The organism is Novipirellula caenicola (assembly GCF_039545035.1).
Lineage (GTDB): Bacteria > Planctomycetota > Planctomycetia > Pirellulales > Pirellulaceae > Novipirellula > Novipirellula caenicola.
Map to the genome: position 1 here is coordinate 480,806 of NZ_BAABRO010000003.1, position 25,944 is coordinate 506,749.

General features: G+C 56.4%; 12 protein-coding genes. 6 read left to right on the forward strand and 6 right to left on the reverse strand.

The window, feature by feature from the left end; translation table 11 throughout:
• The 5 genes from ABEA92_RS09170 to ABEA92_RS09190 all read right to left on the reverse strand — a co-directional run bounded on the left by ABEA92_RS09170 (position 1) and on the right by ABEA92_RS09190 (position 8,979).
• Complete coding sequence (locus ABEA92_RS09170) at positions 1–1,203, reverse strand: FG-GAP repeat domain-containing protein (RefSeq protein ID WP_345683516.1); 1,203 nt, start codon at positions 1,201–1,203, stop codon at positions 1–3.
• Between the two features lie 287 nt (positions 1,204–1,490).
• The gene (locus tag ABEA92_RS09175; protein WP_345683517.1) at positions 1,491–4,172 is read right to left on the reverse strand and encodes a hypothetical protein; all 2,682 of its coding nucleotides are present in this window, start codon (positions 4,170–4,172) and stop codon (positions 1,491–1,493) included.
• A 153-nt stretch (positions 4,173–4,325) separates the two neighbouring features.
• Positions 4,326–4,748 carry an ExbD/TolR family protein gene (locus tag ABEA92_RS09180; RefSeq protein ID WP_345683518.1) on the reverse strand — a complete coding sequence of 141 codons (423 nt, stop codon included), beginning with the start codon at positions 4,746–4,748 and terminating at the stop codon, positions 4,326–4,328.
• 8 nt (positions 4,749–4,756) lie between these two features.
• The gene (locus tag ABEA92_RS09185) at positions 4,757–5,707 is read right to left on the reverse strand and encodes a MotA/TolQ/ExbB proton channel family protein (RefSeq protein ID WP_345683519.1); all 951 of its coding nucleotides are present in this window, start codon (positions 5,705–5,707) and stop codon (positions 4,757–4,759) included.
• Positions 5,707–8,979, reverse strand: a complete 3,273-nt coding sequence (locus tag ABEA92_RS09190) for a tetratricopeptide repeat protein (RefSeq protein ID WP_345683520.1) — start codon at positions 8,977–8,979, stop codon at positions 5,707–5,709. Before ABEA92_RS09190 ends, ABEA92_RS09185 begins: the two co-directional genes overlap by 1 nt.
• A gap of 636 nt (positions 8,980–9,615) precedes the next feature.
• On the opposite strand from ABEA92_RS09190, the gene ABEA92_RS09195 reads away from it, so the two are divergent.
• The 6 genes from ABEA92_RS09195 to ABEA92_RS09220 all read left to right on the forward strand — a co-directional run bounded on the left by ABEA92_RS09195 (position 9,616) and on the right by ABEA92_RS09220 (position 23,943).
• Entirely contained in the window at positions 9,616–10,602 is a 987-nt protein-coding gene (locus ABEA92_RS09195) for an NAD-dependent epimerase/dehydratase family protein (RefSeq protein WP_345683521.1), read from the forward strand.
• Positions 10,603–10,745: 143 nt separating this feature from the next.
• Positions 10,746–15,524, forward strand: a complete 4,779-nt coding sequence (locus ABEA92_RS09200; RefSeq protein WP_345683522.1) for a PVC-type heme-binding CxxCH protein — start codon at positions 10,746–10,748, stop codon at positions 15,522–15,524.
• A gap of 353 nt (positions 15,525–15,877) precedes the next feature.
• A complete protein-coding gene (locus ABEA92_RS09205; protein WP_345683523.1) occupies positions 15,878–18,931 on the forward strand; it encodes a CRTAC1 family protein in 3,054 nt (1,017 codons plus the stop codon).
• Positions 18,932–19,023: 92 nt separating this feature from the next.
• Positions 19,024–22,050: an FG-GAP-like repeat-containing protein gene (locus tag ABEA92_RS09210; protein ID WP_345683524.1), complete on the forward strand. Its 3,027-nt coding sequence runs from the start codon at positions 19,024–19,026 to the stop codon at positions 22,048–22,050.
• A gap of 438 nt (positions 22,051–22,488) precedes the next feature.
• Positions 22,489–22,704: a hypothetical protein gene (locus tag ABEA92_RS09215; protein ID WP_345683525.1), complete on the forward strand. Its 216-nt coding sequence runs from the start codon at positions 22,489–22,491 to the stop codon at positions 22,702–22,704.
• 129 nt (positions 22,705–22,833) lie between these two features.
• Positions 22,834–23,943 (forward strand): DUF1559 family PulG-like putative transporter, encoded by a 1,110-nt coding sequence (locus tag ABEA92_RS09220; RefSeq protein WP_345683526.1) that lies wholly within the window; start codon positions 22,834–22,836, stop codon positions 23,941–23,943.
• Positions 23,944–24,093: 150 nt separating this feature from the next.
• Here the strand turns inward: ABEA92_RS09220 and ABEA92_RS09225 are convergent, their stop codons facing one another.
• Positions 24,094–25,917: a CRTAC1 family protein gene (locus ABEA92_RS09225; RefSeq protein WP_345683527.1), complete on the reverse strand. Its 1,824-nt coding sequence runs from the start codon at positions 25,915–25,917 to the stop codon at positions 24,094–24,096.
• Positions 25,918–25,944: the final 27 nt, after the last annotated feature.

A 25,944-nucleotide genomic window follows, 5' to 3' on the forward strand; every position in this document is an offset into this window, starting at 1 on the left:
CTAGTCGTTCGCGGTCGTCGATGACTTGCCGGATTGATTCAGGTACAGATTGACATCGTGCGTGGCACGTCCGCCCGCCAAGATATCAACTTTGCCATCGCCGTTAAAATCGTCACACCACAGATCCTCGCATGCCATCATCGGGTCGAGCGTCGTGCGTGACCAATGTTGGCCGCGTTCGTCATCGGCTTGGTAGATGAAAATCCCTGGGCCTTTGACGGGGCCGTCCCCAGGATTTCGATACGCCGCGATGATTTCGTCCGCTCCGTCGCCATCCAGATCGGCACACCAAACGGCATGGCCTTGCGAAAAGGTATCGTCCAAGACGATGCGTTGCTGTTTTTCATCGGTGACGTCGTTGCCGATGTAAGCCACTACCTGATTGCCGTGCATCGGTTCGATCGTGGCGATCAGCGAGGTGGACGGAGACAGTCGTCCGGTTTTGACTTCGCCACTGCCCCGCTGGGCTGGTGATTTGCCTGCGGCGCCCGAGGCAATTCGTTTGACTTGAAAGCCGTTCGCTTCATGCTTGCCAATCCACGTGATTCCTTCTTCGCTAGCGACTAGCGTTTGCTCGGCGCCATTGTCCTCGGTCGACGGCAGATGCCAATGGTTGTGGGCGCGGTTCAGGCTGCCATCGATAACGATTGGTTTCCATGGACCCGATTCAGGATCACTGAGGATCGGGAACGCCATCAGGCGGATGCCTGAACCTGAGCTCGCATTGAGTGGCGAGACGACAAGCTGTTTGCTGCCACGGCCTAAAACATCCGCCCATCGCATGCGATGCGTCCATGGTTCGGATGAGATATTGAACACTTGCCAGGGTTCGTCCAGCGTCTCACCACGTCGCAGCCAGTGGATCGTGCCGCCGCTGGTAGGCCAACCGGCACCCAGGGCAAAATCGACCTTCCCATCGCCGTCGATATCATGGGCTGCGATGCAAACGTGGTCGGGTGAGACCGCGTTTTTGATCATCGAATGCCGAGTCCAGTCGGGATTTTGATACCACACCACCTCGTCTTCGCTTATCGCAACCGCATCGATCTTTCCATCGTTGTTGACGTCCGCTGCGGTAACGGCGTAACAAACGTTGCCGATTTGTGCATCGAGCACGTTTTTTTCGAACGAGGGAACTTCGGCGTGGACGCAAGTCGTCACCAGCGCTACGGCCGCGATGGGCATCAGAAGTCGGTTGAGCATGAGGATCTCGGGGAGACGTGAGGAAGCGGGCAATGCGAACGACGTCGCGGAACGGCTATTATGATCCTAGCTGATTCGCTCTTCCACCCGTTTAGAAGCGTCGGACCAACTAATGTCGTGAATCGCTCGGGACGTCGATTTTATAAACGACGCATTTGATTGTACCGGAAGTCGTCAAGACTTTCGTTTTTTGGGATGACCGAAACTCACGCACGAGTTCCGCTACCTCCGCAATCGAATCACACGTTCCCCGCGATCCACGTTCTGATCGCGGAGCGATCAACGACTTACTCGGCGGCGTCGTCGTAGATCGGCAAATGGCGGTAATAGACCTCGAGGTTCAACAGGTTCATCGTCGTCACGTACAGCCGTCCTCCATGCGGACTCCAGCGATCTTCGACCGGCAACATCGGGTGCCAACTGCCCGCCTTGGAACCTTCTTTGATTTGGCTCTCCAACAACAGCGGGTTTAGATAGTCATTCCACTGGTCCCAATACTTGCCGCCCATGTGGAACATCACCTGGGTTGCGTAGTACCAGTAGTATCCGTCACGCAACGGTCGATCACGGGTTCCCATTTCCGGCGGCGCTTCCAACAGGTATTCGGCCGCCGATTGCATCGCCTCGTTTTCACGTTTCCAACCCGAGTACATTCGCATCAGCATCCCCACTGCGGTCATCGTATGCGTCGGAGTGCGTCCATGGCGTTGCGACGGAGTGTTCGCGGCAAACGGGTTGTAACGATAGCGGTCAGGGCGTGATTCACTTTGCTGCGCGAAATCAAGCCAGCGGTCGATCCCTTTGTAGACATTATCAGGAATTTCTAATCCCGATAATTCGCCGCTTTTAAGTGCCATCATCATCCACCCCGATACGCTTGTGTCGCTGCTGACCTGGGCGGCGTAACGCCACCCGCCATAGCGAGCGTGTTGGGTGTTGGCGATGTAGTCGATGCAGCGTTGGGCAGGTTCTTTGAGTTCTTCGTCTTGAGTCATCCCATACGCTTCACACAAAGCCAAGGCCGCGATCCCATGGCTGTAGAAACCCACGTTTCGGTCGCTGAGCGGATTCTCGCTACGGTACAGGTCGCCACTGGTTTTTTGATTTTTGACCAAGAACGCGATGCCGCGGGCAACGGTGTCGGCGTATTGATGTCGTTTGTGAGTGTAGCCGGCGCCCTGAAACGCAAGCAGCGACAATCCCGTGGCCGCAGTGCCACTTTCCAACAGGACAGGCTCGCCATGTCCGGAAAGCGACCAACTGCCGTCATCGTTTTGGGTGTCGGCCAAGTAGGCCAATCCGAGTTCGATGGCTTCTTCGGTCGCGGGACCGACCATTCCGGCCGGCGTCGGGGCGGCACCGCCTTGGGTTCGCATCACACGCCGGTTGAACGATTCGACCGCGGCAATCTCGGTCCCCTCGGGGATCACGGGGCCACCGACTTCGCGACGTTTTCTTGGCTGGTCGGCAATCTCAAGTTCGCCGATTTCAGGCAGATCGTTCGACGGCACAATGCCGGCAAAGGAATCGGGGCGATCGGCCAATCCGGCAATCGATTCCCGCATCATCACGTCCAAACTCGGACCAAATTCGGTGTTCGGAGACGTGATCGGGGACGGAATGCTCGAGGATGTTTCGCTGCGTGGACCGTTGACGCTGTCCTGCTCGCTGCGGTCGCTCATCGCATCGCTAGGCACCGCGTCGTTTGCCGCGGCAAGCGATGCCATTTCACCAGGAATCGTCGGCACGCCAACCGGAGCAAACTCGCTGCGATCACCCCGGCTCGAACGGTCCGGTCTGGCTTGCGACGAACCGCCCTCGCCCACATCGGGGACTCCCATCATCGCGGACAAATCTCGTCGCATCACGTTGCTTTGGCTTGCCGAAGCGGACGCGGGCGATGGCGTGCTCATGGCATCGGCACTATCAAGCGGTGAAAGCTGAGCCCCCGCAGTGTTACCACGCCGTTGGAAGGGAACATCCACCGGCGAGAGCATTTGATCGGCCGACTTGCTGATCGATGCCACTGCGACCGATTGAGGTGCCGGTGCCGCGCCGGCAGGCGGCGCGGATGCCGTGGGCGTCGTTCGTGGTCGACTGCGGCTGGTCAAACCAAGGTCGCCCACCGTCGGCATCGCTTCGGAACGATTGCGGGCGGCCGAGGCAACGCGTTGCGCTGGCGGCGTTGGCAGCATCTTCGTCGGATCCGGTGTCACGCTCAATTGCGGAGCCGATGAACGCGTCGTTTTTCGTGGAGTCGCTTCGGCGATCTTGCGTTCCGCCGGGTTGGCCTCGGGTTGCTGCATGGCTTCGCTGTCTAGCTTCGGCACATCGGGCTGTGTCGTTTTCGGCGAGCTCATTTTCTCGCTCGATTGCTCGCGGCGAGCCAACTTCGCGGGAGAATTGGCCGGACGAGGCTGCGATGGCGACGGCTCTTGACGCTTCATCAAGAACTTTTGCATCGGACGCGGTTCGATCTCTTTGGGCTTGGGCATCTCTAACTGCGGCGCCGAGTGAGTCACCGGCGGCAATTGACGCATCTCTTTAGGAATCACTCGCGATGCCGTTTCGACTTCCACCGGTTCGGACCAATCCGGAGTGACCGCGTCTTCCTTGGGCGTCTGAAACAAATACTCGGGGACCGTTTTGCGGATCGGGGATCGTTCGGGTTTAACCCCCGCGACAGGCTCAGGGAAAAATTGGCTAAAGATGACCACGTGTACTGCCAAAATCAGCAGCATCAAATGGATGAAGACGCTAAACAGAAAGCCAACCTGAATCGATTTGCGAACATAATGCGAAACCAATCCTCGCAGCGCAAACGACATCCCCAATGCGATCAGTGGCACCGCGATGACGTAGGTGTAAGCGTTGTACAGCCATCGCGGATCATCGAATCGAAGCCGTGTCGCGATCAAGTACAATACCACCGACGACAATGCGACTAACCACACGTCCAATGGCCACATTGCATCGCTGGACTCTACAGACCGATTCGGCGGAGGAACCGATCGGTGCTTCGGCAGAGGTTTGGGGCGGTTCACTTTGCTGCAAGGGTCCGAGGGAAAATGGTTTTTCGAAAGTGCAGTATCACATCGGCATCGGTGGATGACGCTTTGCCGCTATTGATCAGGCCCGTCGGTTGTCGTGACCGAATAGTCACTGATTCCAGTACGGTTGCAAGCGTCCATCACGCTGACAACCGGTTGGAACGCCGTAGCGCGATCGGCTCGGATCACCACGGTTTGGCTGATCGGATTCGCGGCGACGGCGTTCTTTAACAGTTCTTGTAACGCATCCAAGCTCGTTTCCTGGCCGCCGACATAGATCGTGCCAGCCGGGTTGATATCGATCACAATTTCACGAGGTTTGCTGGTCATCGGCACCGCGCTGGTCGCGGTGGGCAACGAGATGTCGATCCGTCGCTCCTGCTCTTCAAACTCGCTGGTGACGAGAAAGAAGATCAGCAGCAGAAACACGACGTCGATCAAGGGCGTCAAGCTAAGCGTTCCGGCGACAGTCGATTTTTTGATTTCAACAGCCATGGCTGGTCTTAATTTGCCTCACTTCGCACCTTCGGCGGCACCGGAGGCGCTGGCGGACGCGTCGGTTCCGAGTTCATCTTGGCTCGCTCGATGTTGTGCAGCATCCCTTGATGGTCGAGTCTTCGGCGACCGACAAAATGAGCCATTCGCGGGGTCAGATCAAAGGCGACTTTTTCGATCTGATTGAACAATTTCGCCAAGCGGTTTTCGAGGTATTGAGCGAAAATTGCCGCCGGGATCGCCACGATCAATCCCGCCAACGTCGTGACCAATGCCGTGTAAATGCCTTCGGATAATTGTTCGCTGCGGCTGCGATCGGCCGTCAATGTCGTCGATTCATGAAACGCGACAATCATGCCCCACACGGTGCCAAGCAGTCCCATCAATGGCGTTGCGGCGGCGGCCAGATTGAGCCATCGAATCGGGGCGGCGTGACCATCGGCTTCACGCTGGATCGTTTCTTTGACGGCGTCTTCGATCTCGCCAATCGGTTGCCCGGTTCGCAGCAACATTGTGCGAATGGCGGTCGCCGCCGGTGAAGGGAAATCGTTGCAGGTGTGAAAGGCAATGTTGGGGCTGAAGTTTTCCGCTGGTTCGGAGATGGCATACAGTTCGTCGACCAACGTCCGCGGGATAATCTTGCTCTGACGCAACGTCAACAGCCGTTCGGTTGCCAAGGCAACGACCAACAAACTCATGATGCCGATCGGGATCATGAACCGACCACCACGACTGATCAGCGAAAGCAGATCAATCGATGAGGGTTCGGCGATGGCAGCGTCCGCGGCGGGGTTTTCATCCTGCATCACTGATTGAATCTCGGCTGCGTCGAAACGCATCTGCCCCGCATCTTGGCTATGGAGCACCAAGGCGTCCAGCGAGAGCATCACGAACAGGGCAACCACCACGGCCAACGCCATGCGGTGCAGTCGATTCGGATTGGGATTCGTAAAATTCACTACTGTTTCAAAGCCTCTAATTGCGTTTGTGCTTTTCCCGCCAGTTCGTGCTTCGGATGTTTTTCAACAACATATTGAAAGAAGTTAACCGCGAAGTTTTTTGATTTCTGTTTGGCTGCCGGTGTGCGGGCTTGTTGCATTAACAATTCGCTGCACCGGCCGGCTTCGAAACCACTCTTGGCTTGCCAATTTTTGATCGATTCGGGAGCCTGTTCGGCACCAAAGCCGTACATGACTCGTTGGAACTCTGGGATCGCGAGGTCAAATCGTCGGTCTGCGAAATGGATTTCGCCGATCATGAACCTCGCCCGCGCTGCGATTTCGTTGCGGTAATTGTCAGCGACTTCGCCGAACCAGTGCAACGCTTGTTTGTTGTCACCGGTCTGTTGATAGGCAAACCCGGTTTCATAAAAGACCTGGGCCAAGTACTGCGTCGATGGAAAGCGTCCGCGAAGTTCATCGTACCACTGGATCGCTTCCTCCCATTTCTTTAGCTGGGCGGCACTTTGGCCTCCGTGCAACAGCACCAGTTCTCTGGCTTGACGGTCCGCCGCATCCCGTACGGTTTTTGCAGTGTCGTTGTCGGCTTGGATCTGCTTTCGAGCGACCTCGAATCCGCGAAGAGCTTGTTCGTAGTTCCGTTCATTGAAGCGACATTCGCCCACCATCATCAAAGCGTCAAATGCAAGCGAGCCGTCGGGATGCTGTTCGGCTTGTTGTCTGAATGCATCGGCGGCCTGGTCAATGTTGCCGGCTTTGAAGTGGGACCAACCAAGTCGATAGAGTGCCTTTTCGGACAGTTCAGAATCGGTGGTGTTTTTAGCCGAGGTGCGAAAGTACTTTGCCGCTTCGGACCAATCTTGTTTCTGGTAATGATTTTGCCCGACAAAATAGGCTGCTTCTCCGGTCAACGATGTGTTGGGGGACTTGGCAATCAGCTTGGTGAACGAATCGACTGCGGCTTGTTGTTTGCCCGATTCGCGATAGGACCATCCCAATTCGTACAAGACCTTGTCCAAATCGGGATAGTCAGGGACTTCGGCCACCAATCGCTCGAGCCGCTTGGCTGCTTCTTCGGGCTTCTTTTGTTTCTGATCGATCAGGGCCAATTCGTACAGCACGTGACCGAGGTTGATGCCTTTGGGATTGAGCTTCAAATAGGCTTCGAGATCTTGGCGTGCAGCATCGTTTTGATTTAGGTTTCGTGTCGCAATGCCACGCGCCAACAGCGCTTCGGCACGGATGGCATGCGATCCATAGTCGCTTAGCAGCGTGTCCAGCGATTTCACCGCATCGGCGTACTTCCCGTTCTCCATCAACAATTGAGCGAGGCTGTAATACGCGTACGGCATCAAACCGGGGTCGGCGCCGGATTGGACGATCTCTTCGTAGTACCGGATCGCCTCGTTTGTGTTTTGTTTCGTGCTGGCGAGTTGAGCCAGTTTGAATCGAGCCTGATCCGCCATCCGGCTGTTCGGATCCTCTTTGATGATCGTGGTCCAAGCGGATTTCGCTGCGGCGTTGTCTCCGGATGCAAACAAGGCTTGGCCGGACATCAGCAACGCTTCAGATGCGCGTGGCCAACTTGGATCGGCTTGATGTGATGCACGAAACGCCTTGGCAGATTTCGCTGCGTTGCCAGCCATCAAATAGGCTTGACCGAGTAACAATTGAGCTTCGGCACGCTGCGATTTCTCAGGCAATTGGTCGGTTTCGTTTTCGAGCATCTCAATCGTCTCGTTCATCCGGCCGGCGGTGTTCAGTGCGGTTGCGGCGCGGACAATCCAAATCGGACGCTGCAACGTGTCCGTTGGATCGGATTGTTCAACCAGTTCTTTGAACATCTCCGCTGCAGCGGCGGCATCGCCCATCAGAAACAGACTCTCGGCTTTCACAAAACGAACGTCTGGAGCAAGCGTATCGCCAGGGAATTTCTCGAGAAACTCCGTCGCCAGCTCGATGGCTTGTTGAGATTTGTTTAACTGCAGCGCCGAGAACGCCGCGTTGTAAAGCGCCCGAGGGGCAAGCTCGTCCTGGGGGGCATCGCGGTAAGCCTGCTCGAATGCTTCGAGCGACGCCTGCAGCGTGTCAGGGTTCATCGCCAAGCTTTCCGCCAAATCCAATTTTAACGCAACGACAAATTTGCCTTCGGCCGCCTTGTCGAGCTGCTTTTTGGCGATCTTCGATGCGGTGGCTGCGTCCCCTTTGCCAAGGTAAATTCGCGCCAACCAGTGCGCCGCTTCGGTCGATGCTTCGGGATTATTCTGTTCTAAAACTCGTTCGAACCGTTTCGCCGCCTCGTCGACGTCGCCGCTTCGATAGGTGCTTTGCGCCGAAGCAAGCGTGGCGGACGCCGTGTACGGAGAATCGGGGAACTCGTTCAGCAATTGTTCGTATTTCTCGGCGGCTTCGCCCGGCCGATTGGCTTGCACCAATGCAAACGCTTGCCGGAAGATTGCGTACGACAAGTCTTCGGCGTTGTCAGTCGATTTGATTGCGGCATCAAACGATTCAATCGCCTCGCCGTATTTTTTCTTCATGATGGCGGTGTCACCAATCCGCAAATGGACATCGGTGACCAGATCGCTCTTTTCGCAGCTGCCTAAGAGTTGGCGAAACGATGCCACCGCGTTGTCGAATTGGTCAAGCTCTTCATAGGCAACGCCGCGGGCGTACAACGCGTCGCATCGAAGCGGAGATTCTTTCGCGGTGGGTAATGCCAACAATTGGTCGTAATTCGCGACCGCCTGCTTGGCGTCCCCCAACCCATAGGCTGCTTCGCCGCTGTAGAACAACGCACGATCGAGGAACGCACTTTTGGGAAATTCTTTGCGGAGCGTTTCAAACGCTTGAATCGACTCTCGCAATCGATCTTTGTCTCGATTCGGAGCCTCGCCCGCTGCGGAATAAAGACACCAACCACGGTTCACGAGGCTCTCTTCGCGTAGTTCGTAATCCGAATCCTTCAGGGCACGAGCAAACGCGTCCGCGGCAGCGACGTAGTCAGGATTCTCTTGCTGCATGTAGCAGACGCCTAGAAAGTGGGCCGCCTTGGACGCCATCGGGTCCTGCGGGTACTCCTTCAAAAAGCGTTGCCAATGCTCGATCGCCAGTTCGAGAGCCCCGTTGGTTTGAAAATTCGCGGCGTCCGCATAGGCGGCAATCGATTCTTCGCTCGATTCTTCTGCCCAAACATGTCCGCCCAAGCTGCTCGTGCCTAGCAATGCGATGCAGGCAAGCCAACCCAAAATGGCTCGCCGGCAAGCATCCATGCTAGGCAATTCGATTCGGAACAGGCAAAAGCGGACCTGCGGTTTCAACACGAACATGACCCCCCCGGATGAGCGTAGGTGTTTCAGCGAACAGTGTTTCGGCGAACGATGTTTCAGCAAATTGTCGAACGGTGCGAGCCTGTTATTAAAACGAGAACCGTGCAATCTCGTAAACGACTAATTCTAGCGAGATGCCGCCACAGGCGATAGTTTCACGATCAAGCCCACTACAGTTTAACAAGAGCCCCGATTCGTTAGCATCCATCTAATCTGGAAACCTCTCCCACACGGCAGTTTTGGGCTCTTGCCCATGCTCAGTGTCATGATTTGACGAAAGCAAAGAAGGAAGCCAAAACGGCTCGATCCAGCGATCGCGGTGACTCGGTGCTGTGGAAGTGAGCGCAGACGACGCCGTTTGGCGACGATCACGCAGTGGTGGTTCTGTGGTGCTGGCGGGTTAACCGCCCGTGTCGTTCGTTAGCGGCATATCGCCTTTTGGATAGGCAGTTCGGGGTAGTTAGGGGCAGTGGGCTGTTCGCCCCGATGCGTCATGCGACGCTTCGGCTACACTAAACAACCTCGGCAGGATTTTTCTGCTGCGAACTTTTTCTTCTCTTTTTAATGATCGGATCGACGGTGAGTGAGCTGACTTCGGTAATCACAGGTGGAGCAGGGTTTATTGGTTCGCATTTGACGGAATCGCTGCTTTCGCAAGGGCACCGCGTGATCGTGGTCGATGACCTGTCGACCGGACGCAAAAACAACATCCAAGGGCTGCTAGATCATCCCAACGTCGAGTACATCGAAGGTTCGGTCACCGAAGAGTCGTTGGTCAACGAAGTCGTCGATCGCGCCGACCGGGTGTACCACTTGGCCGCCGCCGTCGGCGTTGCACTGATTGCCAAGCAGCCGATTCAAACCATCGAACGCAACGTCTATCCGACTCAGTTGATTTTGAATCGATTGGGGGAACGAGCAAGCCAAGGTAAATTTGTGCCTTGTTTCATTGCCAGCACCAGCGAAGTGTATGGCAAGAACCCCAAAGAGGTTTGGTCCGAAGAAGACGATCTTGTCTTTGGTGCGACGACCAAGCCGCGTTGGAGTTACGGCGTTTCCAAAGCGATCGATGAATTTCTGGGGCTGGCGTTCTACAAAGAAAAACAGTTGCCCGTCGTCGTCGGCCGTTTCTTTAACGTCGTCGGTCCTCGGCAAACCGGAGCCTACGGGATGGTGTTGCCGCGGTTTGTCGAAGCAGCACTGCGAGGGGGACCGTTGGTGGTTCACGACGATGGAAAACAAGTGCGATGTTTTGCGCATGTTGACGATGTCGTCCGAGCCGTATCGGATTTGGTCAACAAACCGGATACCGCAGGTCGCGTTTACAACATCGGCAGCGATGTGCCTGTGTCGATTCTGCAGCTGGCCCAGCGTGTTGTCGAGCGAGTCAATCCGAAAGCGACGATCGAGTTCCAAACGTATGCTGACGCGTACGATGATTCCTTCGAAGACATTCGCCGGCGTGTTCCCGATCTGACGCGAATTCGTGAAGCGATCGGCTACGCTCCGACCAAAGATCTCGACGGGATCATCGACGCGGTCGCGAAATATCAATCTTCGCTCTAGTCGTCGCAGCAACCCTGTAAGCCACACTTCCACCGTCGCCTCCAGCTATACTCATCGGTGCCCCCCCTTCGCGAAAATGTCTTTCGCGAGCAAAGCTGGCATGATTTCGCCAGCTCAAAACCGCTGGACCGGAGTGTGAGTGAATGGTTGTCGCGCGTCACTTGTTAATTGCCACGCTGCTTTGGGTTGCCGTTGGACCGCGGCTCGCCGCCGACCCGGTCGTGATGGCCAGCGAATCGGGTGCCAGCGAATCGGGGGCCAGAGAAATTAGGGCCAGAAAAATTAGGGCCAGCGAAACGGTAGACTGGAAAACGCAGCGGATTTCAGGCGATTTCTTCAGCGAGGGCGCGACCTCGGGGGACTTCAATCACGACGGAGTGCCCGATATCGCCTCGGGACCGTTCTGGTATGCCGGCCCCGACTTCAAGACGTCGCAGCGATTCTACGCGCAAGACGTCTTCGACCCTCACGGCTACTCGAATAACTTCTTTGCCTACACCGAGGATTTCAACGGCGATGGTTGGGATGACGTGTTGGTGTTTGGGTTCCCAGGCCAAGACGCGTCGTGGTTCGAGAATCCCAAAGGAGCCGATCGTTTCTGGCCCAGGCACCAAGTGCTCGATCGTGTGGACAATGAATCACCAGCGTTCGTGGACATCACCGGCGATGGCAAACGCGAGATCGTTTGCAGCCAAGATGGCTATTTCGGGTTTGCCGAAATCAATTCGGAAACGCCTGAAGCTCCGTGGCATTTCCGCCGCATCTCGACGCAAGTTGCCGGCGGGCGTTTCACTCACGGGCTTGGCGTCGGCGATATCGATGGCGATGGCCGCTTGGACCTGATCGAAAAAAATGGTTGGTGGAAACAGCCCGATTCGCTCGAGGGGGATCCGCTGTGGCAGCAACACCCGTTTGCCTTTTCGCCAGGCACCGGCGGAGCTCAGATGTTTGCATCGGATGTCGATGGCGACGGGGATAACGATGTCATCACGTCGATCAACGCTCATGGATTCGGGCTGGTGTGGTACGAGCAAATCAAAGTCGATGATGCGATCACGTTTAACCCCCATTCGATCATGGGCACGACCGCAGCCGAAAATCCGTACGGCGTCTGCTTTTCACAAATTCATGCCGTCGAGCTTGTGGACATCAATGGCGACGGGCTGGATGACATTCTGACTGGCAAGCGTCACTGGGCCCATGGACCGCGAGGAGATTCAAATCCGGGCGATCCGGCCGTTGTGTATTGGTTCGAATTGTCACGGTTATCCTTGGCAGATGATGAGGATACTGAAGCAGCGGTACAGTGGATTCCACATTTGATCGACGACGATTCGGGCGTTGGGACCGAGGTCAACGTCGCCGATCTCGATGCCGACGGCGACCTCGATGTCTTCGTCGGTAACAAGAAAGGGACGTTTGTGCATTGGCAACAGCGTGGCGGTGCCGCCGGAACGGTCGCGTCCAGCGTCAAGCCTCGCCCGCGTCGCATGGACGCTCGTCCGGCCACCGATGGGCTTCCTGAAAATGAGGGGCTTTCACCACAACAGGCAGCCCAGGCGATCACGGTTCCCGAGGGTTTTCGCGTTCAATTGGCCGCGGGCGAGCCGATGGTGCATCAACCGATCGCCATGACACTGGATGATCGTGGTCGGTTGTGGATCGCCGAAGCCTATACCTATCCGACCCGTGCTGCGAACGGCCAAGGGAAGGACAAAATCATCATCCTCGAAGATGAGAATCACGACGGGGTATTTGATTCACGAACGGTATTTGCCGAAGGATTGAATCTGGTCAGCGGTTTGGAAGTCGGGTTGGGTGGCGTTTGGGTCGGCGCGGCTCCCTATTTGATGTTCATCCCCGATCGCGATGGCGACGACGTGCCCGATGGTGAACCAGAGATCCTGTTGGATGGGTTTGGGTACCAAGACACGCACGAGACACTGAACGCTTTCACCTGGGGCCCCGATGGATGGTTGTACGGTTGCCACGGCGTGTTCACGCATTCCAAAGTCGGACCGCCAGGAACCGCGGATGCCGACCGCACGCCGCTGAACGCCGGCGTTTGGCGATACCATCCGATCCGTCACACGTTTGAAGTCTTTGCACATGGAACCAGTAACCCATGGGGCGTCGATTTCAACGAGTATGGGCAAGCGTTTGTCACGGCGTGTGTGATCCCGCACATGTATCACATCATCCAAGGTGGGAGATACCAACGACAAGCGGGGCGTCATTTTGATCCCTACGTTTACAACGATCTGAAAACGATCGCCGACCATGCCCACTACGTCGGCAGCATTGGGGACCATGCATGGTGGGGTGGCCGCAACGAAGCCAGTGCACTCAGTGACACAAGCGCCGCAGGCGGTGGTCATGCTCATTGTGGTGCGATGATTTATCAGGGCGACAATTGGCCAATCCAGTATCGGGGATCAATGTTAATGGCCAATATTCATGGCAACCGCATCAACAATGATCTGCTTCGCCGCTCGGGCAGTGGCTACGTTGCCTCGCACGGCGCCGATTTTCTGTTCGCCAATGATCGATGGTTCCGTGCGATCAATATGAAGTACGGGCCCGACGGCAGTGTCTATCTGATCGATTGGTACGACAAGAATGCTTGTCACCGCACCGATCGCGAAGTTTGGGATCGTACCAACGGCCGCGTCTTTCGAATCCGCTTTGGCAGCACCGAATCCAAGCCGGTCCATTTGTCGATCGAAGACAATGATGCCTTGGTGGCCTACCACACTCATGAAAACGAGTGGTATTCGCGAACGGCCAGATGCATCTTGCAGTCTCGATGTTTTGCTGCCGGATCGCAAACGCCGCTGGACTCACAACAGAAAGAGCAGCTCACCGCGTCGCTCGAGCAGTTGGCGTTTAGTTCCCGCGAGGTGCCGGTGCGACTGCGTGCCGTTTGGACGCTGCACGCATGTGGCTTGTTGACGACGCAGCACATTGAGCGACTGCTTGACGATCAAAGCCACAAATCCGAGTACCTGCGGGCTTGGGCGATCCAGTTGGAAATGGAAGATTCAAGCACCTCGCTGCTACCGAAATTGGCCGACATGGCGGCGACCGATTCTTCGGCACATGTCCGCTTGGCGTTGGCGAGTTCGCTGCAGCGATTGCCGATCGATGATCGTTGGTCGATTTTATCGGGACTGGTTCGGCACGCCGACGACGCCGACGATGCGAATTTGCCTTTGATGGTTTGGTACGCGGCGCAGCCGTCGGTGGTCGAAGACACGCCCCGTGCACTCGCGTTGGCGAAACAGTCGCGTTTGCCGGTCGTGCGGCAATTTATCTATCGCCGCGCTGCGGCCGATCCCGACGCGATCAATCATCTTTTGGCTGAGCTCGCCACGCTCGAGGACATCGAAACGCAGAAAATGGTGTTGACGGAAATCTCGGCGGCGATCGCCAATCAAGCTCGTTTGAAAATGCCCAAGCAGTGGCCGGCGGTCTACGAGAAACTCGCCGCCAGCGAGGATCCACAAATTGCCACGCAAGTCCAATCGATCACGGTCAAATTTGGTGACGCCTCGATTTTCCCTCAGCTGCGTGGGATCGTCACCAACGCCGATCTCGATGCAAACTCGCGCTCCAGTGCCCTGGCGGCGCTGGTCAACGGGAAGGACAAGGAACTGCTGCCGATTCTGGTTTCGTTGTTAGAGGACACGCGTCTGCGGCGTCAAGCGATTCGCGGCATGGCCAATTACAGTGAGATCGAGGGCGCTGCAGCAATCATCGCTCATTACGATCGCTTTTCCGGTGACGAAAAATCCGATGCGATCGCCACCCTGGCTTCGCGAGCCTCGTTTGCCGCCGAACTACTCACTGCGGTGTCGGATGGCAAGATCCCACGCGGTGACTTGTCGGCGTTTACGATCCGGCAAATCCAATCGCTTGGTGACCCCTCGCTGACTCAGCGGGTGAACGACGTGTGGGGGACCGCGCGAACATCGCCTGCCGAGAAACTCGAGCAAATTGCCCGGTTAAAGCAGCAGTTGACCGCCGAGGTGCTCAGCAAAGCCGATCTTCCTCACGGACGTGTCCTGTTCAACGAAACCTGTGGCAAATGCCATCGATTGTTTGGCAGCGGCAGCGACATTGGCCCCGACATTACCGGATCCAATCGAGCCGATATCGATTACTCGCTGCAGAATATCATTGATCCCAACGCACTGATCGGACGCGATTACCAAGCGACGCAGGTGCTGACCACCGATGGCCGCGTGATCACCGGACTCTTGAAAGATGAAACGCAGACGGCACTCGTCATCCAAACCGCCAACGAGAAAGTGATTCTCGACAAAGAAGAAATTGAAGAGCGAACGCTTTCCAAAACATCGATGATGCCCGAAGGCCAGTTGGATCCGATGTCGGCGGACGAGGTGCGAGATCTGATCGCCTATCTGGCCAGTCCCGTTCAGGTGCCGCTGCCCGGATCGGTGCCGGTGATCGACCCGAAAACGAACCGCGTCCCGAGAGCCATCGAAGCCGAAACCGTGACGTCGCTGAGTGTGTCACGAGGAAGGGTGCAGCCACAAAATATGCGTGGTTTCAAGGCGGGTAAATGGAGCGATGGGACGCATCTGTGGTGGACCGGTGGCAAACCCGGTGACAAGTTAACGTTGTCGATTGACGTCGAGAAAGCAGGAACGTACGAAGTCTTTGTGGCGATGACCAAGGCTCACGATTACGGCATTGTCGAGTTTTCGATCAACGATGCCCCAGCGTCCTCGCCGATCGATCTGTTCCATCGATCCGACGTCGTGGCCACCGGCCCGGTGTCGCTGGGCACCCACTCGCTCAACAAAGGGGGCAACCAAATCGAGGTCGAATTGACCGGAGCCAACCCCGCCGCCACCCAAGCGTTCATGTTCGGACTCGATTACATCTTCTTGAAGTGACGCTACAGTATAAGGACGGATCACGTGTCGAGCCTGTCGTAGCGGAATTCGTCAAGAATTTCGGCTCCATCAGGAAACGTGGTGAAGCATTGATTAGCTGGGTTTAAGCATTCGGCGCGTAAGTTTTGATGTTGCGTTTTTATCACAACCCGACATTCAGCGAGGGATCTGCTTTCCAAGAACAATCCCTTACGCACGCATTCGGGTGATGAAAAATGCTTCACCGCGTTGCCCAAAAAGGCTTGCTCGAATGTCACGCACGACTTCCGTGACCGGTTTTAAGTTCCGTTTTATTCCTCATTTGACGATGTCGCTCTAACGTGATTCCCTTTTCTCGCCACGCTGATCGATGGATGATCCTCTCTGTTTTTTTGGGTGGGATTGCGTTGATGCTTGCTTCGGTCGGTTGTGAGCGACCCGCAAACCCTGGTCCGCAATCGGTCCCGTCATCGACCGAGGCTGAGATTCCCGCGACGATTCCCCCGTCGCAAGCGGACGTCGAATCCGGAGTCGATTCGAATGTCAGCGTCGACGAAATCAAGCAATGGATCGATGCCGGCGAATTTGACGAAGCGGAACAAGGACTCCGTCGCCGATTGGCCCTCGACCCCACTGATCCGCCGTTATTGTTTCTTGCGGCGCGGTGCAGTCACGGACGCGGAGCATTGGACGATGCGCTGGAGTATCTGACGCTGATCCCCGCAGATCATCCGCAGGCCGGTTTGGCGGCCCAGGGGCAGGCGGCGGATTGGTTGATGCAGGCCGGAAAGCTGCCAGAGGCGGAAGCCCGTTTTGAAGAGATGATCCAGCGTTACGGCAATTTGCCGCCGCTTCATCGACGCATGGCATCGCTTTTGAATTCCCAAGGTCGACGCGTGGAAGCTGCCGAGCATGTTCGCCAACTGATTCGGCTGGGCGACGTTACCGAGAAAGAATTGCTGAGTTTGACGACGCTTAGCGTGCCGTTTCATGATGAACAAATCGATTTGGTTTCGGGATCACCGCTGCATCAATTGGCTCGTGCCAAGCGGATGTTGGTTCAAGACGATGTGTCCCAAGCACGGCAAATCGCAGAGCAGTTGTATGCTGATTTTCCACAATCGACTGCGATCGCGGCCTTTGTGGGCCGAGTCTATAACGTGATGCAGGCCGAGGACCTGCTTGCCAATTGGGTTGCGACGTTGCCTGCGGGAATCGAAGCCGAGCCGGAGTATTGGGCCGCGATGGGCCAGTGGATGCTACGTCGTGGCCAGCCCAAGGTGGCGGTTCGCTGTTTGAGCGAAGCGGTCGTGCGTGATCCGACTGACCGGGTGGCTTATCTGCGATTGGCCGAGGCGTTGGCGGCAACCGGGGACGCTGCGGCGGCAGAACGTGTCGCCGCTCGGCAGCAGGTTTTGCAGCAGTGTTGGCAATGGGCCATCAATATCGGCTTTGAACGAGACACGCGACGCGAAGACATGCAGCAGCTGGCAGCGACGTTGAGCGAAGTGAATCGGCCTTGGGAAGCAGTGGCGTGGGAGTTTATCGCAGCGCACGATCGCAACGAACTCGATCAAAAATTGCCCGAGCTTCGTGAGAGACGTGAGGAGTTGGCCGCGAGCGACTCTGCGGCCGACGATCCCCTGTTTTTGACCTGTGGTGTCGATCCGTCGCAGTATCCGCTGCCCGATCTGACGTCGCTCGCAGCCGAAGCGTCCACCGCTGAATCGACCGCAGCAACCGTCTCGAACCGTTTCCAGCTTGCTCCGGCTTTGTCGGCAAACTCGTCCGCAAACGCATCGCTTGGCACGCCATCCACTTCCGCTGCCTCGATCAAGCTTGTCGATGTTGCAAAAGAGCGAGGCATCGATTTTCAGTACCTCAATAATCAATCCGCCAACGACGCCCACATCGTGATGTACCAAACCGCCGGTGGCGGCATCGCGGCGTTTGACTTTGATTTGGACGGATGGACGGATCTTTACTTTTGCCAAGCCGGTGGATTGCCAAATGTCGCCGACGGGTCACAGCCAAACCGGCTGTATCGAAACCTCGCTGGGCAGCAGTTTACGAATGTGGCCGATCACGCACGTACCGATGACCGTGGGTATGGCCAAGGCGTGGCCGCAGCCGATTTGAACCAAGACGGCTTTTTAGATCTCGTGGTTGCTAACATCGGTGACAATAGGATCTACATCAACAATGGCGATGGCACGTTTACCGAATCCACGGTCGCAGGATCCGGCGGCTGGACCACCAGCATCGCGGTGGGTGATCTCGATGGGGATGCCTTGCCTGAAATCGTCGAGATCAATTACATCGACGATCCGGCGGCGCTGACGGCACAGTGCTGGGGCCAGGGATTTGACTGCACTCCGCGAATTTTTCGACAGGCGAACGATCGTATTCTACGGCGTGATGCAAACGGGAATTGGCGTCCCTGGGAAATGGATAACCGGTTCGCCGAAACGCCCAATTATGGCTTCGCGGGAGTGATCGCAAACTTTGATCATTCCGCCGGCAACGATCTGTTCGTTGTTAACGACACCAAGGAGAACCATTTTTGGGTCAGCCGGCAGGGCGATGGTTCGTCAACGTTCGGCATCACCAATCAAGCGGCACTGCGAGGCTGTGCCTCGGGTGCAAGCGGTGAAGAACAGGGATGCATGGGGATCGCCGCAGGTGATTTCAACCGCGACGGCCTGTTGGATTTGCATGTAACCAATTATTGGCAGCAACCCGCGAACCTTTTTCTGCAGCGCAGCGGAGGTTTCTTTACCGACTACGCGGCACAGTATGGGGTTGCCGAGCCGAGCCGAGCGACGGTCGGCTTTGGAACGCAGGCGTCCGACTTTGATCGTGATGGTTGGCTGGACCTCGCGGTATTGAATGGTCACGTGTTTGATCCGGTGGAAAACAATACGCCTGAGATCCCCTTTCGCATGCCACCGCAGCTATTTCGCGGTCACCACGGCGGATTCGCCTTGGACGTGACCGCTACCGAGGCGGATTCGTTTTGGTCCACGCCGACTCTCGGGCGGACGCTGGCGAAGTTGGACTTCAATCGAGATGGACGCCCCGATTTGGTGGCAAATCATCTTGATGCCTCTGTCGCGTTGTTAGAAAACCGAACCGAAGGCGGGCATTGGTTACGACTGGACTTGGTAGGCGTCACGAGCGAACGCGACGCTGTCGGAGCTCACGTGACCGTGCGCCACGCCGATGACGTGTGGCACAGCTGGGTGATCGGAGGCGATGGCTACCTCTGCACCAATGAATCGACAGTCGACTTTGGAGTGGCAGCACATTCGCAAGTGGCGGAGATCAAAATCGAGTGGCCTTCGGGCGCTCGGCAGATCTTTACAGGCGTTGACACGAACCAAAGCTATTTGGTGGTCGAGCATGATGATCGTCTAGTTCCCCGCTAGCCTGGTCGTCCAACGTCACCTACTTTTGCACTCGCCGGGTGCTTTATGGATCAATTCTCGAAGGCGGGGGCGAGTCGCCCTTCTTTTTGACTATGAAATATTTGCGTGATACGCCAAGCGAATCTGGCTTCGGAGCGAGCTTCCGGTTCGGTCTGCCGCAGAGGCTTGTGCTGCTTTGTTTGGCTGCAATGTTGTTGGTGGGATGCGGCCGCGAGACGACGGATTCGCCAAAGACGGCAGAGACGACGGCGGAACAGCCTGTCGTGGCAGCGGACGAAGCGGCCCGTCTCGCGATGCAGCGCGGTGACTTGTCCGCCGCCCAGGCGAGGATTCAGGAGGCATTATTGGTTCGGCCCGAGGATCCGGTCGTATTAGAGCTTGCCGGTGACATTGCGGCGGCCTCGCAGAGGGTCGGGGACGCGGTTTCGCTATATCAATCCGCTGTCGATCATTCCGCAAAGCCATCATTGGCGTTGTTGGACAAAGTCGGCAAGGGATGGATGCATCTGGGCCGCCCATTTGAAGCGGTACAGCTACTTGAGACCGCGGTACAGCTGTACCCCAAACAGCCTTCGGTTCGCACCGACTTGGCGGGGCTTTTGGCGGCCCTCGGGATGCAGCGGCAAGCGGGGCCGCATCTGCAGTGGCTTGTCATGCGAGGCCACGCCGGGGTGAACGAATTGATCATGTTGTCGGACCTGGCTCGCCCTCAAAATGACGCGGCGATGAGCGAGTATTCGCTCAAGCATTTTCCTGATGATCTGCGTCCACAGTTTTCGCTGTCTCGTGCCGACGCCTATCGAGAAGACTGGCCCAAGGTGCGCGAGCGACTTGCCCCCGTGGTTGCGAAGTATCCCGAGTTCGTCATTGCTCAAGCGTCCTACGGCCGCGCGCTCGTTGAACTTGGCGACGAGGATGCCGTCCAGGCATGGGTGACGTCGCTACCCGAAGGGATTGAGGACCAGCCGCAGTACTGGATGGCTGCGGCGGTGTGGGCCGAGCGGCATGGCGATGTCCGACAAGCCGCTCGCAGTTACTGGCAAGCAGCGAAGCTTGAGGCGGACAATGCCGAGGCGCTCAGTCGTTTGGCCATCGTGCTGGCGGAACTACAGATGGACGCGGAATCACGAGCGATTTCTGAGCGTGCGGGGAAGTTGGCGCTGATGCGGGATGCGGTCGATCTGCTGCACTCGCGGCAAAACAATTCGCAACAGATCGCCGTTCGTGTTGCCAAAGCAATGCAAGAGCTCGGCCGGCCATGGGAAGCTGCCGGATGGCTTCGGGCCGGGGCGTTGATGAATCGCGAACTCGACCCGTCATTACGTGAGGTTTATGCATCGGTTCGCGAGACGTTGACGGCGAAAACGCCCTGGCAGTTGCCTGAAACCCAGGTGGCAAACGATCTTGATTTGTCCCATTTTCCCAAGGTTCGTTGGCATGGTGCGAAGCGGAACTCGATTGCCAACGCCACCGATGCGGGGGCCGAAGGACGTGGGATTCGTTTTGAGGAACAGGCGGCCGAGCGGAATCTGAATCACGTCTGCGTGGTCGAAAAGCCCGCACGAGGCGAAGCGGGATTGTGGATCTATCAATCAGGTGCCGGCGGTGCGGCGGCGATTGACTTTGATCTGGACGGTTGGATGGATGTTTATCTAACCGCGATGGATGGCGACCCCCACCAAACCAATTCAGCACCGAATCGGTGTTTTCGAAACTTGGCCGGACAATTTTCGGATGTTACCGAGTTGGCGCAACTCGGGGACACCGGATTCGCACAAGGGCTTGCTGTCGGAGATATCAACAGCGACGGATTTGATGATCTGTACATCGCCAACTACGGGCGTAATCGTCTGTATCAAAACAACGGCGATGGCACCTTTACCGATGTGACCGAGGCGTCGGGATTGGGCGGTGATGATTGGACGACATCGGTTGCTATCGCCGACCTGGACCAAGATGGTTTCGCCGATTTGTTTGATGTGGGCTACTGCGGTGGGCGGGGGCCGTTTGAAGTGCCTTGTTATGAAGATGGCAAGGTCATGGCCTGTTTGCCCAAGTCATTTCCTGCCCAACAGGATCGCGTGTGGCAAGGACAGCCGGACGGGCGATTCGCCGAAGTCACTGACACTTGGCTTGAAAAACATGATTTAGCTCATGGCTTGGGGATCGTGGTTGGCAGTTTGGATGAGCTCCCTGGGTTGGATGTCTATGTGGCCAATGATATGGCTGCAAACCACTTTTGGTCGGCCACGACCGATCGCGATGGCGCGTTTGGGCTAAGCGAGCAAGCGGTGGTTCGAGGGTTGGCGGTCGATCGGCGTTCGTTGTCGCAGGCATCCATGGGGATCGCGGCAGGAGATCCTGATCAAGATGGTGATTTTGATTTTTACTTGACCCATTTTGCCGCTGAATACAACACGTACTACGAACAGATCCGCCCTGGATTGTGGGCCGATTTGACCTCGCGAGTCGGCTTGGCTGAACCCACCATGCCAATGCTCGCGTTTGGAACTCAGTGGTTTGACGCGGACAACGATGGCAGTCTCGAATTGATGGTGGCCAATGGGCATCTGAATGATTTTCAAGACAAAGGAGACGCCTACCGCATGCCCATGCAGTTCTTTCATCGCTCGTCCGCGGGACGCTGGTCGCTCTTACCACCGAGCCAGCTAGGCCCGTACTTCAGCTCGAAGCGTCTGGCTCGCAGTTTGATCAATTTGGATGTCGATCGAGATGGACGCCAAGATGCGTTGGTCACCCATCTGTTTGATCCGGTGGGGCTATTGATCAATCGCTCGACGAATTCCATCGCTAAAAAAGAGTCATCGTCGATTGCGCTCTATCTGAAATCGACGCAAGGACATCGCGATCCGATTGGGGCGATCGTGTCGGTGGAGATCGCAGGAAGGTCGCTGGTAGGGCAATTATTCGCTGGCAATGGGTATCAATGTTCGAGCGAGCGTTGTGTCCGTTTTGGGCTCGCTGAAGCAGCCGCGGTTGAGCGAGTTAGCGTCCTATGGCCCAGCGGAACTCGCGAAGAATTTGGACCGCTACGCCAAGGCGGCGAGTACGTTCTCTGCGAAGGCAGTGGCGAAGCATTTCGATTGCTCCAGCCCTAACGCAAATCGCTCACCGCGTAAAATAGTGAAGCTGTGCGGTGAAAAAACTCAAGTCGGTGTCGCCGTTCTCAGTGGCTTTCGATTCTCGCGATCGCATGGTTCTGTGTGTCACGTCGGGGCCTAGTTGCCGTTAGTGCTGTTAGATGCTTCGTTCGGGGAGCTTTGTGGCGGTGAGAGCGTATTTCTTCTGGTTGCAGAAGTTTTGTGCTGCGTTTCTTTCTTTCGGTAAAAATTTTCAACACAAAATGGTGGTTGCGCCCATTTTTCTATGTTTGACTGGCCGAAGGAATAGGTAGACTCCGTTTCGTGCGGCTGTGTTTTCCTTGATGTGTCGGTTGCATATCTTTTTCGTTTGCTGATTCCAGCGACACCACAGGCTCTTCGGCATGCCCGTTTGATGCTGTGCGACACGTCTATCATCTAATTGGATTCATACAAATGAAAAATATCTCAATTGAGATGCGTGAAAGATCAAGTGTCTTGGCAGCGTTGCTTTTGGTTGCCCCGTTGGTCATCGGTTGCGGAGGGTCAACGACCAATACGGTCTCGGCTCCGCCAACGAATGTGCAGACGCCTGAGGAAATGGCAGCACAGCAAAAGGCGTACATGGAATCGCAGAAAGAGATGGAGCAGCGAGACAAGCAGTATCGCTAGGACGTGTGAAAGTCCTTCGTCCGTTTTCGTCTTTCCATTTTGAAGTTCCGCTCACTCACAAAACATCGCGTTATCTACCAAGCGAATGACGTTGGTTTTTGTTCTTTTCTTTTTTTCGGAGTAATTGAGATGATTCGTTTCAAGCGAAGCCAGCGCGGCTTCACATTAGTAGAGCTGCTCGTCGTGATCGCAATCATTGGCGTTTTGGTCGGTTTGCTGCTTCCGGCAGTGCAGGCGGCGCGCGAGGCGGCTCGCCGCATGCAGTGCAGCAACAACGTCAAGCAGATTGGCTTGGGGCTGCATAACTACCATGCGGCGTATAACAAGTTGCCGATGCAATCGGGCGGCACCCATGGGGGCCCGGTCAACAATGCAAAGATCCTCAGTTGGTTGATTCCAGTGTTGCCGTTCATCGAGCAGCAAGCTCTGTATGAGCAAATCGCAAACCCGTTGGGGACTTACCCAGCGATGGGTCCTGTGCCCTGGGATAAAGGCTATGATCCCTGGCGAACCACCGTCGGATCGTACCGTTGTCCCAGTGATCCAACCGTCGGGGTTCCTGGCGAAACCGGGTTGAATAACTACTCGGCATGTATCGGAGATTGTTTTCAAACCACTCACACCGGCGGTGTGAACGCCGATGGAACGGTTGGTGACCAAGGTGCCAAGCAGCGGCTTCGAGGTGTGTTCGAAACCCGTTACTTCACCGGTTTTCGAGACATTCTTGACGGCACCAGCAACACGATCATGGCGGGGGAGATTGTCACCGACGCTGGCCGGCTCGAAATCATTGGGCAACCCAAGATGAATCAACGCGATCCGTTCTTTGACAATCCTCAGCAGTGTTATGTCGACAATGTCGATCCGCAGCGTCCCCAGTTCTACAAGGATGCCAGCGACACAGGCGCCGGCGATCAGCGGCGTGGAAAGCGTTGGGCCGATGGTCGTCCGATGTTTACCAGCGTGAACACCGTGCGTCCACCCAACAAAGAGAGTTGTCTATGGGGCGGTGATGGATCGGACGGCAGCTACACGATGGCAAGTCGTCACCAAGGTGGTTGTCATGTGTTGTTCGCCGATGGTGCGGTCAAGTTTGTTACCGAAAGCATCGAATCGGGCAACCAAACCAAGGGCAATATCCCTCGCACCGGTTCGGTCCCCGGGCAAGAGAGTCCCTACGGTTTGTGGGGAGCCCTCGGAACCAAGGACGGAAATGAAACCAAGCAGCTTGACCAGTAGTCGGAGTCCCCGCCTGGCTCGCACAGAGTCGTTGATTCCCCGGTGAATCAACGGTGACTCGATTCGAATCCTATTGAAAAACCAGGGCCGCACATCTCGTGCACCCTGGTTTTTTGTTGGTAAATCAAGGTTTGGGTGACTTTGGGGCCCTTATTCACGTAAGTCTCCGTCGTCGCCTTCTTCGATGGTGATCGCTTGGTCAACGTGGAGGTGGTCGAGTTGCTGAACGAGTCCGCTGGGCCAGCGGACTTCGATTCGGCACTCGCGATCGAACTCGCCTAGGCCGAAAACGAGCACCGGCTCGGAGGTCGAGAGGTAACTGCCGCCGCCAATCAATTCTTGCACGTATTGGACGTCACCGGCAGTGACCGTGACGCGGCATCCAGTGCCTTGGCGAGGTGATTGACGACCAACCAGATTAAGTTTCAGCCAATGTCCTCGCTGTGAGTCGTTTCGCAGTAGGGCGGCGGGGGTGTTTTGGTGGACGACCGCAATGTCCAGGTCTCCGTCGTTGTCAAAGTCGAGCGTGGCAACGCCTCGCCCGACATACTTGCCGGCGAAGAATTCGCCGACACGCTCGCTTGTTTCAATCCAGCGTGATCCGTTGTACTGAAAAAACTGTGGCCGCATTTTCAGGATCGGGTTGTCAGCGTAGTTTTCGACATGCCCATTGGTCACAAACAGGTCTTGCCATCCATCGCAATCAAAATCTTGCATCACCGTTCCGAATGCAAGCGATTGTAGCGTCGGTGTATGTAGTCCGACGCGCCCGGTGATGTCCTGGAATCCTGCGGCGCCCAGGTTGCGGTAGAGCGTATTGGATTCTTCGTAGTAGTGGGTTGAGTAGATGTCGAAGAAGCCATTGCGGTCGAAATCGGCGACTGCCAATCCCATGCTGGCTTGCAGCAGCCCTTCGTAATTCGACGCGCATCCAAGCAGTAAACCGCGTTCGGCAAACTGCCCGTCTCCTCGGTTGTCGAACAGGAAATTGGCGGTGGTGTCGTTGGCAACGTAGATGTCAGGGTCGCCGTCGGCATTGAAATCGGCGACGGCGACGCCAAGTGATTTGCCGCCTGCCGCAGCCAATCCGCGTGCGTTCGTTTGCTCTGCAAACGTGCCATCGGCTTGGTTGATGTAGCAGGCGTTCGGCCATGCAGGGATTTCGCGTGGATGGCAGATACGGTTTTCGCCTTTCGAGTTGCGGCAGTTCAGCGGATGCTTTGGATCGTAAGTCACATAATTGCAAACATACAGATCGAGCAATCCGTCACGGTCAAGATCGGCAAAGGCGGCCGAGGTGCTCCATCGATTGCCGTCGTCGGTGTTGCTGGTCGCTGTGACATCGCGAAACGTGCCATCACCTTGGTTGGCAAGCAGCGTGTTTTTTCCGACGCAGGTGAGGTAGACGTCCTCGAACCCATCTGCATTGAAATCGCCGATCGCTACGCCTTGTCCGTAGCCGTATCGCCCAAGTTCCGCGGCAGCGGCAACGTCGTCCAGCGGATGGGTCTGCGGGTCACGTGGGGGCAGCGTGTTGCGAAACAGCGAAACGGCGGGCTGATGTGGGCTGGTGTCCGCCGCCGGGTCACCGCCTTGGCTGAAGAATAAATCGGGGCGTCCGTCTCGGTCAAAATCCAGCACACCGACGCCACCTCCGACCGCCTCGACCATCAGCGATTCACCGGCTTCGCCATTTTGGTAAACGAAATTCAGTCCCAGCGGTTTCGCCACATCGGTGAAATGAATGCGATCCGTGGCCATCGCGGTCGTGGATTCGCCAGGGGATTGCAAGTCGGAATCGGCGCCTGCGGATTGCAGTTCTTCGCCAAATAGTTTGCTGCCCGCTCCTGAGGTGTCCGCCGCGACGGTGCCGGAGGCCTGTGGCGGATCGAGCGGTATGCTTGGTTGCTCGTTTTTGCATCCGATCGCGGGTGTGAGTGCGGCGATTAGGAGTAATGAAAGACGGCGGATCAATCGAGTGTTCCTCGATAGGAAGAAAGA

Bases quoted from the DNA above. Each gene is read 5' to 3' on its own strand.
- ABEA92_RS09170 (WP_345683516.1), bottom strand. From the start codon at position 1,203: ATGCTCAACCGACTTCTGATGCCCATCGCGGCCGTAGCGCTGGTGACG.
- ABEA92_RS09175 (WP_345683517.1), bottom strand. From the start codon at position 4,172: ATGTGGCCATTGGACGTGTGGTTAGTCGCATTGTCGTCGGTGGTATTG.
- ABEA92_RS09180 (WP_345683518.1), bottom strand. From the start codon at position 4,748: ATGGCTGTTGAAATCAAAAAATCGACTGTCGCCGGAACGCTTAGCTTG.
- ABEA92_RS09190 (WP_345683520.1), bottom strand. From the start codon at position 8,979: ATGGATGCTTGCCGGCGAGCCATTTTGGGTTGGCTTGCCTGCATCGCA.
- ABEA92_RS09200 (WP_345683522.1), top strand. From the start codon at position 10,746: ATGGTTGTCGCGCGTCACTTGTTAATTGCCACGCTGCTTTGGGTTGCC.
- ABEA92_RS09205 (WP_345683523.1), top strand. From the start codon at position 15,878: ATGATCCTCTCTGTTTTTTTGGGTGGGATTGCGTTGATGCTTGCTTCG.
- ABEA92_RS09210 (WP_345683524.1), top strand. From the start codon at position 19,024: ATGAAATATTTGCGTGATACGCCAAGCGAATCTGGCTTCGGAGCGAGC.
- ABEA92_RS09215 (WP_345683525.1), top strand. From the start codon at position 22,489: ATGAAAAATATCTCAATTGAGATGCGTGAAAGATCAAGTGTCTTGGCA.
- ABEA92_RS09220 (WP_345683526.1), top strand. From the start codon at position 22,834: ATGATTCGTTTCAAGCGAAGCCAGCGCGGCTTCACATTAGTAGAGCTG.